Below are 15,667 nucleotides of genomic sequence, written 5' to 3'. Positions count from 1 at the left end.
TGACCACAACCGAAGGATCAAGAGCTCGTGAGCAGCAAGGTCCCCCCGATCATCCTGAACAACGGCGTCGAGATGCCCCAGCTGGGCTTCGGCGTCTGGCAGGTGCCGGACGACGAGGCCGAGACGGCCGTCGCCCAGGCGCTGGAGGCCGGGTACCGCAGCATCGACACAGCGGCGATCTACGGCAATGAAGAGGGCACCGGCAGGGCGATCGCCGCCTCCGGCATCGCCCGCGAGGACCTCTTCGTCACCACCAAGCTCTGGAACAAGGACCAGGGGTACGACTCCACCCTCCGCGCCTTCGACACGTCGCTGGCGAAGCTGGGCCTGGAGTACGTCGACCTGTACCTGATCCACTGGCCCATGCCGGCCAAGGAGCGGTACGTCGACACGTACAAGGCGTTCGAGAAGCTGCACGCCGACGGCCGGATCCGCGCCATCGGCGTCTCCAACTTCTACCCGGAGCACCTGGAGCGGCTGATCGGCGAGACGTCGGTCATCCCGGCCGTCAACCAGATCGAGCTGCACCCGCACCTCCAGCAGCACGCCGCCCGGGAGTACCACGCGGAGCAGGGCATCGCCACCGAGGCGTGGTCCCCGCTCGGCTCGGGCAAGGGCATCCTGGAGATCCCGGCGATCATCGCGATCGCCCAGAAGCACGGCCGCACCCCGGCCCAGGTCGTGCTGCGCTGGCACCTCCAGACCGGCAACGTGGTGATCCCGAAGTCCGTGACGCCGTCCCGGATCAAGGAGAACATCGACGTGTTCGGCTTCACCCTGGACACCGAGGACCTCGCGGCGATCAGCGCGCTGAACGAGGACCGGCGCCTCGGCTTCGACCCCGCGGAGTTCAACGGGGAATGAGACGTCGTCTCGCGCGAAGGGGCCCGGTCGCGGCGACCGGGCCCCTTCGCGGCTCTCAGTTGGGCTGCCCCAGCGGCCGCACGACCACGGTGTTGACGTCGACCCCGGCGGGCTGGGTCATGGCCCAGACCACCGAGTCGGCGATCTGGTCGGCGGTGAGCAGCTCACCGGGCGGCAGGCTGCCGTAGGCGTCCCAGAACGGGGTCTCCACCCGGCCGGGCGCGACCAGCGTCACGCCGACACCCCACTGGGTGACCTCGCGCCGGGCGTTCTCGGCGAGCCCCGTCACCGCCCACTTGGTCGCCCCGTAGATGTTGCCCGGCGTGGGCACGAAGCCGGCGACGCTGCCGACCAGCACGATCCGCCCGCGCGTCTCCTTCAGGGCGTCGATCGACGCCCTGATCAGCAGGGCCGGGCCCAGCACGTTGGTCAGCACCATCTCGGTCCAGCCCGCGGGATCGCCCTCGGCGACCGAGTCGTGGGTGGCGGACCCGGCGTTGGCGACGACCGTGTCGAGCCTGCCGAACTCCTTCAGCGTGGTCTCGACGGCGGAGGCCACCTGCGCGTGGTCGGCCGCGTTGCCCACGATCGTCAACAGGCCCTTCGGGTCACCGAGTTCCTCGCCGAACGCGCGCAGCCTCGCCTCCCCGCGCCCGGTGACGGCCACCCGCTGTCCCGCGTCCAGCAGCCTCCGGGCGACGGCGGCTCCGATTCCGCTGCCGCCGCCGGTGATGAGCGCGACCGGTGAGTCGGTCATGGTCCCCCCTGTGTCTGTGCCTGATCCCGGTTCGCTTCCGGGCGGTGGGGAGTCCATCACTTGGAGCACTCTCGAAGTCAAGTGCCCGGGTCAAGAGGGCTCAGGAAGGCCGCTGGGCCGTGTAGACCGTGTGCGCCAGCAGCACGAACACGTCCTGGCGCCGGTGCACGCTCGCCTCGTCCCCGGGGTCGAGCAGCCGGTCGAGCGTGGCCCGGTCGACGGCGTCGAGGCCGTCCCCGACCCGGTCGCGCAGCCGGGAGAGGGAGGTGGTGACGTACGCGCGGGCCTCGTCCGTGAGCGGCGCGGGCAGGTCCAGCAGGAAGCTGCGGGTGCCGGTGTGCTTCAGGCCCGCCGAGGTCAGCATCGCGGGCCAGTCCTCGGTCTCGGCCACGGTGCCGGACAGGCTCGCGCGCATCTCGGCGAACGAGTCCTCCTCCACGGCGTGCATCCTGGCCTGCAGCCCGGGACGCCCGATGCCGATGTCGCGGGGCAGGAACCGCGCGGGCAGTCCGCCCTCCAGGATCGCCAGCGTGCCGCCGGGCGCTAGGTGCCCGGCGAGCGCGGCGAGGGCCGCGCGCTGGTCGCCGAGGTGGTGCAGGCTCTGGCTGGCCCACATCAGGTCGGCCGGGTAGTCCAGCTCGCCCAGTGCGCCGGGCAGGTCGCCGGCGAGGGTGGAGAAGCGGTCGCCGACACGGAGCCGGGCGGCACGGTCGCGGGCCCGGTCCAGCAGCGGTCCGGCACCGTCGGCGGCGACGACGCGTGCGCCGGGGAAGGTGTCGGCGAACAGGCAGGAGACGACGCCGGGGCCGCTGCCGACGTCGACGATCAGGCCGGGCTCGGTCACCTCCCGCGCCAGCCAGGTCATGGCCTGCCGGTACAGCGGCGTGTACAGCTCCGCCTGCGCCTCCAGCAGCGGGGCCATGTCGGCCCAGTCGACGTCGGCGTGGTCGTGGCCGTGCTCGGGTCCGGGGTGGTCGTGCTTGTGCTGGTGGTGGTGGTCGTGCGCCATGATGGTCAGCCTCCCGTTCGCGATGCCACCAGCGTGCGACGACTCACCGCGACGGGGCAAACTCTGTTGCCGTAACCGCAAAAAACTGGGCACCACCGGGGCCCGGCCCGAAGGCCGGACCCCGACGGCGTCACCTACGCGGGAACCCACTCACGAAAGCGGCGGGTAGGCGTTCTTCATCAGCTCCTGGAACTGCGCGGAGAACCAGTGCCCGGACACCGGGGCGTCGCCCAGGGCGCCCGACGGGTTGTTGCCGTTGCGCGGGTTGCCCTCGTACGTGGGGTCGCACATCCGGTCGAAGCCCTTGCCCTCGTCGTTGTCGATCGGCTCGCTCGCGCCGTCGGACTCGCCCGGGGGCTTCATCCACACGTACGCGTCGATCCCGGCGGCGGGAGAGGCCTGCGGGCGCTCGCCGAGGCCGGCTCCGGACTGGTTGCACCAGTTGCCGAGGTGGATACGGCGGTCGTAGCGCCCACCGTCCACGTACGTGTTCACGTCGGTCGTCGCGCCCGGTCCGGTGGGCCGGTCGGCGCCGCCCCAGCCGTTGCGGGAGGTGTCGATCAGCATGCCGAGGTTCTGGTCGAAGCCGATCGAGACCAGCTTGTCGCGCATGGCCTGGGCGTAGGACAGCTCGTCGGTGTACTGGTTCCAGTCGACCCAGTCGGACTGGCGCACGGAGGTTCCGTTCACCGAGTCCGTGATCTTGAAGTTCTCCTCCTTCAGGGCGCTGTAGTTGGCGGTGTTGACGATGAAGCCGTGCACGTCGCCGACGGTCGCCCCCTCGGTGGTGGCGGCGGTCTTGAACATGTCGGCGGAGGGGCCGAAGTTGCTGTCCCAGCCGAGCCAGCCGTGGTGGCCGGCGTCGACGTAGTTGTAGACGTTGCCGATGTCGCCGAGCTTGTTCAGGGCGTAGCCGACGCCCTTCTGGTAGTTGCCGTTGGCCTTCATCACATCGCAGTTCTCCGTGGCGGTCGGCCGCCCGGAGACGTTGGTGACGAGGTTGGGCAGCGAGTCGATCTCCACCGTGGTGACGATCCGGAGATCCGCGTACTTCGGGTCGGCGAGGATGGCGGCGATCGGGTCGATGTACTCGGTCTTGTACTTGTCGATCTCCGTCGGGCCCAGCTCGCCGTTGGAGGCGAGGGCCGCGCAGTCACGGCCGGGCAGGTTGTAGATGACGAGCTGGACGGCGAGTTCGCCGGAGCCCTTCTGCGTCAACGCCTCGTCGAGGTGGTCGCGCAGCCCCATGCCGCCGTTCACGCCCTCGATGGCGGCGATCCGGTCGAGCCACACGCCGGTGGGCTGGTCGGCGATCCGGTCGCCGCCGGGCTCGGCGGCGGCCTTGTCGGACCACTCCGGGTTCACGTAGACCTTGGCACCGTCATAGGGGTTGTCCACCCGGTCGGAGGGACCACCGGGGTCCGGCGGGTCGGTCGGGTCCGGGTCGGTCGGACCCGGGTCGGTCGGGCCGCCGTCGTCGACGTTGCAGGTCACGCCGTTGAGGGTGAAGGTGGCCGGGATCGCGTTGCTGCCGCTGTAGGTGCCCTGGAAGCCGAAGCTCGCCGAGCCGCCCGTGGACAGGGTCCCGTTGTAGGACTCGTTGGCCGCGGTGACGGCGGCACCGCTCTGACTGACCTTCGCGTTCCAGCTGTTGGTGACCTTCTGGCTGCCGGCGTACGTCCACCCCAGCGACCAGCCGGAAGTGGCGGCACCGTTGTTGGTGACGGTCACGGCGGCGGTGAAGCCGCTGCCCCAGTCGTTCTGTACCTCGTAGTCGACGGTGCAGGGGACGGCCGCCGCGCCGGCGTTCGCGGACTGGGCGGCGAAGGCCGTGCCGGAGGCCCCGGCGACCAACGCCAGGGCGGCGAGCATCGCGGTTCTGCTACGGGTCATGAGTGCGGGTTCCTTCTTTCGTGGGGGTGCGGGTGCTGTCGTCCGGGGCCGCGCGCGTGCCGGGCGCGGCCCACTGCCTGACGGCATGGGGGTGCCGTCGCGTTCGGAGGTCAGGAACGGCCCGCGGGCACGGTGGAACCGCCCGGGGGATGTGCATGCCGGCACGCCGGCCGAGGACGCGTCGGACAGACCGCGACGGCGGCTAAAAGTCCTGAACGCGGAGGGTGGAGCTGGGGGTGTCGCATGAGCGACTCCTTGCAGTTCGGGCGCGCCGTGACGAACGCGTCGACTGATGGAACCGCTCCCACTGGTGCCAGCGAAGGTAGCGCCAAGTGACGGCGAAGAACAGGGGAGTCACTGACTTTCTCTCAACGGCACCTGTCGAATCTTTTCGACTCGCCACACATCTTGACCGCTCTGCACCCCTTCATCACTATGGGAGCGCTCCCACTGGTTCAAGGCTTGTTGCTCCTCCCCCACCCTCCCCGAGCCGCAGGAGGAACCAGCACCATGCAACCCCGACTCAGACGCAGACGCCGCACCGCGCGACGGCTGTGGACGGCCGCGCTGGCGGCCCTCGCGTTACCCCTCACGATGCTGGGCACCGGGTCGACTCCCGCCCAGGCAGCGGCACTTCAGTGCAGCGTGGACTACCGGACCAACGACTGGGGCTCCGGCTTCACCGCGGAGCTGACGCTCACCAACCGCGGCAGCGACGCCATCGACGGCTGGACGCTGACGTACGACTACGCGGGCGACCAGAAGCTGACCAACGGCTGGAACGGCACCTGGTCCCAGTCGGGCCGGACCGTCACCGTGAAGAACGCCTCGTACAACGCGCGGATCGCCGCCGGGGCCGCCGTCTCCACCGGTGGGCAGTTCACCTACAGCGGCACCAACGCCGCGCCGACGAGCTTCGCGGTCAACGGCACCGCCTGCGCCGGCGCGCACCAGCCGCCGATCACCGTGCTGACCAGCCCGGAGGCGGGCGCGGTGTACTCGCAGGGCGAGGCGGTCCCACTGGCGGCCACGGCGGCCGCGGCCGACGGCGCCACCATCAGCAAGGTGGAGTTCTACGACGACACCAGGCTGCTGGGCACCGACACCAGCTCGCCCTACTCGTACTCCGCCTCCGGCTTGACTGTGGGCAGTCATTCGCTGGTGGCCAAGGCGTACGACAGCATGGGCGCCTCCGCGAACTCCACGCCGGTCGGCATCACGGTCGCCTCGGGACCGACCGTGGTGGCCACACCCACCCAACTGGGCGTTCAACAGGGTGAGTCGGGGACGTACGAGGTCAAGCTCTCCAAGCAGCCGACCGCGAACGTCGCGGTGACGACGGCCCGCGCGAGCGGCAACACCGGCCTCACCGTCTCCGGCGGGGCGAGCCTCACCTTCACCCCGTCGAACTGGAACACCGCCCAGCAGGTGACCATCGCGGCCGACGCCTCCGGCACCGGCTCGGCGGTCTTCGAGTCGACGGCCCCCGGCCACGGCAAGGCCACGGTCAACGTGACCCAGCTGGCCGCGGCGAAGGACTACGACGCCCGCTTCCTGGAGCTGTACGGGAAGATCACCGATCCGGCGAACGGCTACTTCTCGCCGGAGGGCATCCCGTACCACTCGGTGGAGACGCTGATCGTCGAGGCGCCGGACCACGGGCACGAGACCACCTCCGAGGCGTACAGCTACCTGCTGTGGCTCCAGGCCATGTACGGCAAGGTGACCGGCGACTGGGCGAGGTTCAACAACGCCTGGGAGATCATGGAGACGTACATGATCCCCACGCACGCCGACCAGCCGACCAACTCGGCCTACAACGCCTCGAAACCGGCGACCTACGCACCCGAGCTGGACACACCGAACGAGTACCCGGCGCCCCTGGACGGCACGGTCTCCGTCGGCCCCGACCCGATCGCCGCCGAGCTGAAGTCGGCGTACGGCACGGACGACGTCTACGGCATGCACTGGCTCCAGGACGTCGACAACACCTATGGCTACGGCAACTCGCCCGGCAAGTGCGAGGCGGGCCCGTCGGACACCGGCCCCTCCTACATCAACACCTTCCAGCGCGGCGCGCAGGAGTCGGTGTGGGAGACGGTGCCGCAGCCGACCTGCGACGCCTTCAAGTACGGCGGCCCCAACGGCTACCTGGACCTGTTCACCGGTGACGCCTCCTACGCGAAGCAGTGGAAGTTCACCAACGCGCCGGACGCCGACGCGCGGGCCGTGCAGGCCGCGTACTGGGCGGACAAGTGGGCCGAGGAGCAGGGCAAGGGCGACCAGATCGCCGGCACCCTGGACAAGGCCGCCAAGATGGGCGACTACCTGCGCTACGCCATGTTCGACAAGTACTTCAAGAAGGTCGGCGACTGCGTGGGTCCGACGAGCTGTCCGGCCGGCACCGGCAAGGACTCCTCGCACTATCTGCTGTCCTGGTACTACGCCTGGGGCGGCGCCGTGGACACCTCGGCGGGCTGGGCCTGGCGCATCGGCTCCAGCCACACCCACGGCGGCTACCAGAACCCGCTGGCCGCGTACGCGCTGAGCACGTACGACGACCTGAAGCCGAAGTCGGCGACGGGTGCGTCGGACTGGGCCAAGTCCCTCGACCGGCAGGTGGAGTTCTACCGCTGGCTGCAGTCCGACGAGGGTGCCATCGCGGGCGGCGCGACCAACAGCTGGGCGGGCCGGTACGCGACCCCGCCGACCGGCACGCCGACCTTCTACGGCATGTACTACGACGAGAAGCCGGTCTACCACGACCCGCCGTCCAACCAGTGGTTCGGCTTCCAGGCGTGGTCCATGGAGCGGGTCGCCGAGTACTACCAGCAGAGCGGCGACGCCGACGCGAAGGAGGTCCTGGACAAGTGGGTCGACTGGGCGCTGTCGGAGACGACGGTCAACCCGGACGGCAGCTTCCTGATGCCCTCGACGCTGAAGTGGTCGGGGCAGCCGGACACCTGGAACGCGGCCTCCCCCGGTGACAACGGCGACCTGCACGTCACCGTCGCGGACTACACCAACGACGTCGGTGTGGCGGCGGCCTACGCCAAGACCCTGACGTACTACGCCGACCGCTCGGGCGACACGGAGGCGGCAGCGACCGCGAAGGCGCTGCTGGACGGCATGTGGGAGAACAACCAGACCGCGCTCGGCATCGCCGTCCCGGAGACCCGCGCCGACTACAACCGCTTCGACGACCCGGTGCACGTCCCCAGCGGCTGGACCGGAACCATGCCGAACGGCGACACGATCGACGCGTCGTCGACCTTCTCCTCGATCCGCTCCTTCTACCAGGACGACCCTGCCTGGTCGAAGATCGAGAGCTATCTCGCGGGCGGCGCCGCGCCCACGTTCACGTACCACCGGTTCTGGGCGCAGGCGGACATCGCCCTCGCCATGGGTTCGTACGCGGAGCTTCTCGAATAGCCCCCGCGGAGCGCTCCGCGAGTTGGGCGGTTCTTCGGCTGCGGGCCGGTACGTGGTTGGTCGCGCAGTTCCCCGCGCCCCTTCGGGGCGCGGTGGGCACCGCCTTCTTTCGCGGTGGCGCTTGACGGCTCCGTGTGCACGGTCCTGCCACCGGACGGCGGGACCACCGCCGGGCGGCCCTCGTCCACGCCGAGGGTCGCCCGGCCTCGCATGTGTTCTGCTCCTGACGGAAGGACGGTTCCCCACCGTGCGAAGAACCAGGATCCTCACAGCTCTGCTGGCCCTGGCGGCCGGACTCCTCACGGGCGGCCCGCCCGCCGCCCTGGCCGCCGAGTCACCGAAGGCGGCGGCCGTCGCCGCCGACACCTACTCCTGGAAGAACGCCCGCATCGACGGCGGCGGCTTCGTCCCCGGCATCGTCTTCAACCGCTCCGAGAAGGACCTGGCCTACGCCCGTACCGACATCGGCGGCGCCTACCGCTGGCAGGAGGGGACGCGGACCTGGACGCCGCTGCTGGACCACGTCGGCTGGGACGACTGGGGCCACACGGGCGTCGTCAGCGTCGCCTCCGACGCCGTCGACCCGGACCGGGTGTACGCGGCGGTCGGCACGTACACCAACGACTGGGACCCGGGCAACGGCGCGGTGCTGCGCTCCGCCGACCGGGGTGCGAGCTGGGAGAAGGCCGACCTGCCGTTCAAGCTGGGCGGCAACATGCCGGGCCGCGGCATGGGCGAGCGCCTGGCGGTCGACCCGCACGACAACGACGTGCTGTACCTGGGCGCGCCCAGCGGGAACGGCCTGTGGCGGTCGACCGACGCGGGCGCGACCTGGGCCGAGGTGACGGCCTTCCCGAACCCCGGGAACTACGTGCAGGACCCGAGCGACACGAGCGGCTACGCCTCCGACAACCAGGGCGTCGTGTGGGTGACCTTCGACGAGTCGACGGGCACCGCCGGGACGCCCACGAAGACGGTCTACGTCGGGGTCGCCGACAAGGAGAACGCCGTCTACCGCTCGACCGACGCGGGCGCGACCTGGCAGCGCGTCGCCGGACAGCCCACCGGCTACCTGGCCCACAAGGGCGTACTGGACGCGGAGAACGGCTACCTCTACCTCGCGTACAGCGACACGGGCGGCCCGTACGACGGCGGCAAGGGCCGGCTGTACCGGTACGCGACGGCGACCGGCACCTGGACGGACATCAGCCCGGTCGCGGAGGCGGACACCTACTACGGCTTCAGCGGCCTGACCGTCGACCGGCAGAACCCCGGCACGGTGATGGCGACGGCGTACAGCTCCTGGTGGCCGGACACGCAGATCTTCCGCTCCACGGACAGCGGCGGCACCTGGACACAGGCGTGGAACTACACGTCGTACCCCACCCGCGAGAACCGCTACACGATGGACGTCTCGTCGTCCCCGTGGCTGACCTGGGGCGCGAACCCGTCCCCGCCCGAGCAGACACCGAAGCTGGGCTGGATGACGGAGGCGCTGGAGATCGACCCGTTCGACTCGGACCGGATGATGTACGGGACGGGCGCCACGATCTACGGCACGGATAACCTCACGAACTGGGACGACGACGGCGGCAGGTTCACCATCGAACCCATGGTGCGGGGCCTGGAGGAGACTGCGGTGAACGACCTGGCCGCTCCCCCGTCGGGCGCCCCGCTGCTCAGCGCGCTGGGCGACATCGGCGGCTTCCGGCACACGAGCCTGACCGAGGTGCCGTCGATGATGTTCACCTCCCCGAACTTCACGTCCACCACGAGCCTGGACTTCGCGGAGAGCGACCCGGACACGGTCGTCCGGGTCGGCAACCTCGACGCGGGCCCCCATATCGCGTTCTCCACGGACAACGGCGCCAACTGGTTCGGCGGCACGGACCCGGCCGGGGTGAGCGGCGGCGGCACGGTCGCGGCGGGCGCGGACGGCAGCGGCTTCGTATGGAGCCCGCAGGGCGCCGGCGTGCACTTCACGACGGGCTTCGGCACGTCCTGGCAGGCGTCGAGCGGCATCCCGGCCGGTGCGGTCGTCGAGTCCGACCGGGTCGACCCGAAGACCTTCTACGGCTTCAAGTCCGGCACGTTCTACGTCAGCACGGACGGCGGCGCGACCTTCACCGCGTCGGCGGCGACCGGCCTGCCCGCCGGTGACAGCGTCCGCTTCAAGGCACTGCCGGGCGAGGAGGGCGACATCTGGCTGGCCGGCGGCGCGGCGGACGGCCCGTACGGTCTGTGGCACTCGACGGACGGCGGCGCGACCTTCACCAAGCTCGAAAACGTCGAGGCGGCCGACACGATCGGCTTCGGCAAGGCGGCACCGGACGCCTCGTACCAGACCCTCTACACCAGCGCGGAGATCGGCGGCGTGCGCGGCATCTTCCGCTCGACCGACCAGGGCGCCACCTGGACCCGCGTCAACGACGACGCCCACCAGTGGGGCTGGACGGGTGCGGCCATCACGGGCGACCCGCGGGTGTACGGGCGGGTGTACGTCGCGACGAACGGCCGGGGCGTCATCTACGGCGACCCGGCCGGCACCGACCCCGGGCCGGGCCCGGACCCGACGCCCACGGGCACCTGCGCGGTGGCGTACACGGTCACGAACCAGTGGTCCGGCGGCTTCCAGGCGGACGTCCGGCTCACCAACACCGGCACGTCCCCCTGGAACGGCTGGTCCCTCACCTGGCCCTTCACGAACGGCCAGAAGGTGACCCAGCTGTGGAACGCCGACCACACCCAGTCGGGCACGACGGTGACGGCGAAGAACGCCGGCTGGAACGCCAACGTGGCGCCGGGCGCGTCGGTGAGCTTCGGCTTCACGGGGAGCTGGTCCGGGGCGAACGCGGAACCGGCGTCGTTCAAGCTGGGGGACCAGGTCTGCGAGCAGGCATGACCGTCCGGGAGGGCGCGTGCCGGCGGCGCGTCCTCCCGTCTCCGTGACCAGTGCGCCCGTTTCACGCCCTTGTGGCCCTGCTGCACTTCTTCGACCGTTGTGTCAGTGGGAGTGGTGGCGAGGACAGGGGGCGCCGCATGGCGCGAACGTGGGAGGGCGCGGCAGGGCGGTTGCTGCTCGCGCTGGCGGTGCTGCTGCACCGGACGGTCACGGGACAGGCCGCGAAGAGAAGACTCCAGCACTGGCGGGACGCCGCCCTGCGTGCCGCGTACCGGCGGGGCGTACCGGTGGAGGTGCTCGCCTCCCGGACGCGGCTGACGCAGGGGTGGGTCAGGAGGGTGGTCACCGGCGGGAAGCCCCCGCCGGTGGACGAGGCCGCCTGAAGAGGCGGACCTGGATCAGGGCGTGTACACCGTCGGCCTGGGCGCCGTCGCCATCCCGCCGCCGATGAAGAAGCTCGGGTGCGGGGGCTGGTTGTAAGCGGTGTTCTGCCAGGCCAGGGCCGCGCGGTACTGGGTGTCGTGGAGGAGGGTCGTGATGCGGGTGTCCGTGTCGTGCGGGGTGGAGTAGATCCGCAGGGCCGTGTTGTTGCTCGTGCGCCAGACGACCTCCTCGCGCCAGTCGCCGAGGATGTCACCGGCCAGGACCGGCGTGGCCTTCGTGCCGTTGTTGGAGGCGACGCCGGAGCCGGTGAGGAGGCGGGTGTCGCCGGAGGTGCCGTACTTGTCGATGCGGGTGGCGTCGAGCAGTTCGCGGACGGGGTCGCCGTCCCACCAGGACAGGAAGTTGGCGCTGGAGGGCTTGCGGCCGCTGACGACCGTGCCCTTCGGGTTACGGATGCCGCTCTCCGCCGACGACCAGGACTCGGCGCCCGCGCTGCCGGGCCAGATGTCGGCCGAGACGCCCCGGCCGTTGTCGCCGCTCGCGCCGGTGGACCAGATGATCTGGCCGGTGCGCGCGTCCGCCATCCACGACGAGGGCTTCGAGCTGTCCTCGTCGACCTTGAACTCCTCCAGGCCCGCGCGGGACGGGTCGAGGTCGCCGACGTGCATGGCGTCGCCGTGGCCGTTCCTCGTGGTCCACAGGCCGTGGCCGTTGTCGTCGACGGCCATCGCGCCGTAGACGATCTCGTCCCTGCCGTCGCCGTCGACGTCGGCGACGGACAGCTGGTGGTTGCCCTGGCCGTCGTAGCCCTTGCCCGCGTTGGTGGAGGAGTTGGTGTCGAAGGTCCAGCGGCGGGTGAACCGTCCGTCGCGCCAGTCCCAGGCGGCGATCACCGAGCGCGTGTAGTAGCCGCGCGCCATGATCAGTGAGGGACGGGAGCCGTCCAGGTACGCGGTGCCCGCCAGGAAGCGGTCGACGCGGTTGCCGTAGGAGTCGCCCCAGGAGGAGACGTTGCCCCGGGCGGGGACGTAGTCGACGGTGCCCATGGCCTTGCCGGTCCGCCCGTTGAACATGGTCAGGTACTCGGGGCCGGACAGGATGTAGCCGGAGGAGTTGCGGTGGTCGGCCGAGGAGCTGCCGATCACCGCGCCGGTGCCGTCCCTCGTGCCGTCGGCGGTCTTCATGGCGACCTCGGCCTGGCCGTCACCGTCGTAGTCGTAGACCTGGAACTGGGTGTAGTGGGCGCCGGAGCGGATGTTGCGGCCCAGGTCGACCCGCCACAGCCGGGTGCCGTCGAGCTTGACGCCGTCGACGATCGTGTTGCCGGTGTGGCCGGACTGGGAGTTGTCCTTGGCGTTGGTCGGCTGCCACTTGAGGACGATGTCGAGTGCGCCGTCGCCGTCGAGGTCGCCCACGGAGGCGTCGTTGGCCTCGTAGGTGTAGGAGACGCCGTCGGGGGTGGTACCGCCGGAGGGCGGGCTGATGGGGACGTCCTTGTAGCCGGCCCGGAACTGGATGGCGTGGACCGAGTCGCCCTGCTCGGTGCCGTTCACGACCGCGCGGACGGTGTAGTCGGCGTGGGAGGGGGCGCCGGAGTGGAAGTAGGTGGTGGAGCCGGTGACCGGGCTGGGGTTGACCTTCGTGCCGGCCCGGTAGACGTTGAACGAGACGTTGTCCGGGTCGGTGCCGAGCCAGCGCCAGCCGACCAGGTTGCCGTCGCCGGTGTGGACGCTGACCACGCCCCGGTCGAGGGCCTCGACCTGCCGGGCCGTGGCGGCCTCGGCGGTGTCGGGGGTGAGGGCCGTCAGCGCGGTGCCGGCCAGAGCCACCGCGGCGGCGAGGGCGGGCAGGACGACGCGGTGTCTGCGGTGGGGGTGCGGGAGCTTCATGTGGGGTGCCTCCTGAGAGGGCGGGGGGAGTCTCCGTCTCTCAGTCGCCCCCGGTGGCGCGGAGGTTGCCGCCCCGTGGCCGCCTGTTCACGGCTTGCTGAACGCCCTCAGCGTGAACACCGGGTCGGGGCGCGGCCGGTCCTGGTCGGGGAGGGACGCGAGCCGGGTGGCGAAGTGCTCGGCGCGCGGGTCGCCCGGCGGCAGCGTGACGAACCAGCCGCGCCGCAGGTCGGCGACCGTGCGGCGCGGGCTGCGGCCCTGGCCGTGGCCGGTGAAGCGGGCCTGTCCCGCCGGGGCCAGGCCGTGCGCGCGGGCATAGGCCTCGACGAGGTCGGCGGCGTCGTGCGCGGTGCTCGGCGGGCGGGAGGCGAGCACCGCGTCGATGTCGCTGCCCACGTTGTGCGAGGCGCCCTTGTCGACCGTGGTCACGTACACTCCGCCGGGTCGCAGGACGCGTGCGCACTCGCCGATGATCGCCCGCACGTTCTCGTCACCGCCGGCGAGGTGCAGCAGCCACACGCTGCTGACCGCGTCGAACTCCCCGTCCCGGAAGGGCAGTCGGCGGCTGTCGGCCAGCACGACGGCGCCGGGCAGCCGGGCGGCGGCGTAGCGGGCCATGGCGGGGGCGAGGTCGGCGCCGGTCACGCGCATGCCCTCCCGGCCGGCGGCGAGGCGCCGGGTGACGATGCCGGTGCCGCAGGCGACGTCGAGCAGGCTGCGCGCCTGCCGCGGTACGAGGCTCAGTAGGGCCTGCGCGGCGGCCGCGGCGCGGGGTTCGCCGCCACGGGAGGCGTCGTACCGTTCCGCTTCCCTGTCGTAGTCGAGCACGTCCGTCAGTGTGCCCCATGGCCGGCGGCCAGGTCCTCCACCCTGCGGGCGAGCTCGACGTCCTTCTCGGTGACGGCGCCGCCCGCGCTGTGGGTGTGCACGGCCAGGGAGACCGTGTTGTACCCGAGGGCCAGGTCGGAGTGGTGGTCGAGTTCCTCCTGCACCTGGGCGATGTGGACGACCATGGCGGTCGCCGCGAAGTGCGAGGCGAGCCGGTAGGAACGGGTGAGGCGGCCGTCGTCGAGGGACCAGCCCGGCAGCTCGGCCAGCCGCTCCTCGATCTCCTTCCGCGACAGCGGTTCGACGGGCATGGGCTGCGCTCCTGTCCTGGGCGGTGGTTGCCTCTCCAGCCTGCCACAACGCGGCCGTCGGGGCCCTGGTCAGGAGCGCCGACCGGTCCCGGCGCGAACGGCCGTCGGCTACCGTTCTGAGTATGACCGCACTCATGTCCCCCACCGCCCCCACCGCCCAGGGCGTGGGCCCGCTGCTGCGGGCCTGGCGGGTGCGGCGTCGGGTCAGCCAGCTGGAGCTGGCGCTGCGCGCCGACTCCTCCGCGCGGCACGTCAGCTTCATCGAGACGGGCCGTTCCCGGCCGAGCGAGGAGATGGTGCTGCGGCTCGCCGAGCACCTCGACGTCCCCGTGCGGGAGCGCAACGCGCTGCTGCTCGCGGCCGGTTACGCCCCGCACTATCCGGAGACGCCGTTGGACGACCCGGCGCTGGACGCCCTGCGCGAGGGCATGGAGCGGCTGATCCGGGGTTACGAGCCGTATCCGGCGCTGGTCGTGGACGCGACGTACCAGGTGCTCGCCGCCAACCGGGGCATCCTGCTGCTGATGGACGGCGTACCGGAGCATCTGCTCGAGCCGCCGCTGAACGCGATGCGGCTGACCCTGCACCCGGAGGGCCTCGCGCCGCGCATCCGCAATCTGCCCGAGTGGCGCGGGCACCTGCTGGAGCAGATGGAGCGGCAGATCGCCCTGCACCGCTCGGAGCCGCTGCGGGCGCTGTACGAGGAGGTGGCGGCGTATCCGGTGCCGGACACCGCGCCGGGTGAGGAGCCGGCCGAGCCGGTGCCGTACTTCGCGCTGCCGATGCAGATCGAGCACGAGGGCCGGACCCTGTCCTTCATCTCGTCCATCTCCACCTTCAACACGCCGATGGACGTGACCGTCGCCGAGCTGGCCATCGAGACGCTGCTCCCGGCCGACCCGTCGACGGTCAAGTACCTTCACACGCTGCTGTCCTGACGCCGCCTGAGCGCGGTGTACTGGAGCAGCGCGAACCCGGTGACGGTGAGCGCCTGGAGCACCGTCCACACCGCGCCCGCCGTGGTGGGCGTCAGCCACAGGCCGATGGCGACGAAGCTGACCGCCGCCCAGGCGAGGTTGGCGTCCACGACCGCCCGTACCCCGAGGGCCGACGGCCGGGGTCGCGCGGCCAGCAGGGCCACGCATCCGGCGTACACCGCGAGGAACGCGCCGAGGCCGAGCAGCAGCCCCGGACCGGCGCCGAGGAAGCGGCCCAGCGGCCCGGAGAACGCGAGGTAGGCGAGCGCGTTGGCGCCGGTCACCACCGCGTCGAGGGCGAGGAAGCGGCGCAGCATCGGCTGCGGTTCGGCGGTGCGGGCGAGTGCGGTCGGCTGGTTCGTGGTCATGACGAGTCACCCTCCGTCGGGTCGGGGCAGGGCTGCGTGGAGCCGGGTGCCGG

General features: G+C 71.3%; 12 protein-coding genes. 5 read left to right on the top strand and 7 right to left on the bottom strand.

From position 1 onward, the window contains the following. Nucleotides 1–27: 27 nt before the first annotated feature. Nucleotides 28–864 (top strand): aldo/keto reductase, encoded by an 837-nt coding sequence (locus tag ACFW48_RS16410; protein ID WP_386315177.1) that lies wholly within the window; start codon nucleotides 28–30, stop codon nucleotides 862–864. Between the two features lie 55 nt (nucleotides 865–919). On the opposite strand, the gene ACFW48_RS16405 is transcribed toward ACFW48_RS16410, so the two are convergent. From ACFW48_RS16405 to ACFW48_RS16395, 3 genes are all read right to left on the bottom strand, one after another. After that, nucleotides 920–1,621 (bottom strand): SDR family oxidoreductase, encoded by a 702-nt coding sequence (locus ACFW48_RS16405; RefSeq protein WP_386315175.1) that lies wholly within the window; start codon nucleotides 1,619–1,621, stop codon nucleotides 920–922. 100 nt (nucleotides 1,622–1,721) lie between these two features. Continuing rightward, nucleotides 1,722–2,630 carry a class I SAM-dependent methyltransferase gene (locus tag ACFW48_RS16400; protein ID WP_386315173.1) on the bottom strand — a complete coding sequence of 303 codons (909 nt, stop codon included), beginning with the start codon at nucleotides 2,628–2,630 and terminating at the stop codon, nucleotides 1,722–1,724. Between the two features lie 150 nt (nucleotides 2,631–2,780). After that, on the bottom strand, nucleotides 2,781–4,523 hold the full coding sequence (locus ACFW48_RS16395; protein ID WP_386315171.1) for a glycoside hydrolase family 6 protein: 1,743 nt from the start codon (nucleotides 4,521–4,523) through the stop codon (nucleotides 2,781–2,783). A 510-nt stretch (nucleotides 4,524–5,033) separates the two neighbouring features. Here ACFW48_RS16395 and ACFW48_RS16390 point away from each other — a divergent pair. The 3 genes from ACFW48_RS16390 to ACFW48_RS16380 all read left to right on the top strand — a co-directional run bounded on the left by ACFW48_RS16390 (nucleotide 5,034) and on the right by ACFW48_RS16380 (nucleotide 11,240). Beyond that, entirely contained in the window at nucleotides 5,034–7,955 is a 2,922-nt protein-coding gene (locus ACFW48_RS16390) for a glycoside hydrolase family 48 protein (RefSeq protein ID WP_386315169.1), read from the top strand. Between the two features lie 247 nt (nucleotides 7,956–8,202). Next, complete coding sequence (locus ACFW48_RS16385) at nucleotides 8,203–10,857, top strand: cellulose binding domain-containing protein (RefSeq protein WP_386315167.1); 2,655 nt, start codon at nucleotides 8,203–8,205, stop codon at nucleotides 10,855–10,857. A 137-nt stretch (nucleotides 10,858–10,994) separates the two neighbouring features. Further along, nucleotides 10,995–11,240, top strand: coding sequence for a hypothetical protein (locus tag ACFW48_RS16380; RefSeq protein ID WP_386315165.1), 246 nt, complete (start codon nucleotides 10,995–10,997; stop codon nucleotides 11,238–11,240). Between the two features lie 15 nt (nucleotides 11,241–11,255). On the opposite strand, the gene ACFW48_RS16375 is transcribed toward ACFW48_RS16380, so the two are convergent. The 3 genes from ACFW48_RS16375 to ACFW48_RS16365 all read right to left on the bottom strand — a co-directional run bounded on the left by ACFW48_RS16375 (nucleotide 11,256) and on the right by ACFW48_RS16365 (nucleotide 14,269). Then, entirely contained in the window at nucleotides 11,256–13,130 is a 1,875-nt protein-coding gene (locus ACFW48_RS16375; protein ID WP_386315163.1) for a rhamnogalacturonan lyase, read from the bottom strand. Nucleotides 13,131–13,217: 87 nt separating this feature from the next. Further along, entirely contained in the window at nucleotides 13,218–13,958 is a 741-nt protein-coding gene (locus ACFW48_RS16370; protein WP_386315161.1) for a class I SAM-dependent methyltransferase, read from the bottom strand. Between the two features lie 5 nt (nucleotides 13,959–13,963). Then, nucleotides 13,964–14,269 (bottom strand): 4a-hydroxytetrahydrobiopterin dehydratase, encoded by a 306-nt coding sequence (locus ACFW48_RS16365; RefSeq protein WP_386315159.1) that lies wholly within the window; start codon nucleotides 14,267–14,269, stop codon nucleotides 13,964–13,966. A gap of 122 nt (nucleotides 14,270–14,391) precedes the next feature. Here ACFW48_RS16365 and ACFW48_RS16360 point away from each other — a divergent pair, with 122 nt between their 5' ends. Next, a complete protein-coding gene (locus ACFW48_RS16360; RefSeq protein WP_386315158.1) occupies nucleotides 14,392–15,207 on the top strand; it encodes a helix-turn-helix domain-containing protein in 816 nt (271 codons plus the stop codon). Here ACFW48_RS16360 and ACFW48_RS16355 read toward each other — a convergent pair. After that, nucleotides 15,189–15,614, bottom strand: coding sequence for a hypothetical protein (locus tag ACFW48_RS16355; protein WP_386315156.1), 426 nt, complete (start codon nucleotides 15,612–15,614; stop codon nucleotides 15,189–15,191). The two genes, ACFW48_RS16360 and ACFW48_RS16355, sit on opposite strands and share 19 nt — an antisense overlap. Nucleotides 15,615–15,667 lie beyond the last annotated feature (53 nt).

The organism is Streptomyces sp. NPDC058812 (genome assembly GCF_042744565.1).
Taxonomy (GTDB): domain Bacteria; phylum Actinomycetota; class Actinomycetes; order Streptomycetales; family Streptomycetaceae; genus Streptomyces; species Streptomyces thinghirensis.
The sequence above is the reverse complement of the archived record's forward strand: the minus strand, read 5'-3'. Positions and strand labels throughout refer to the sequence as shown.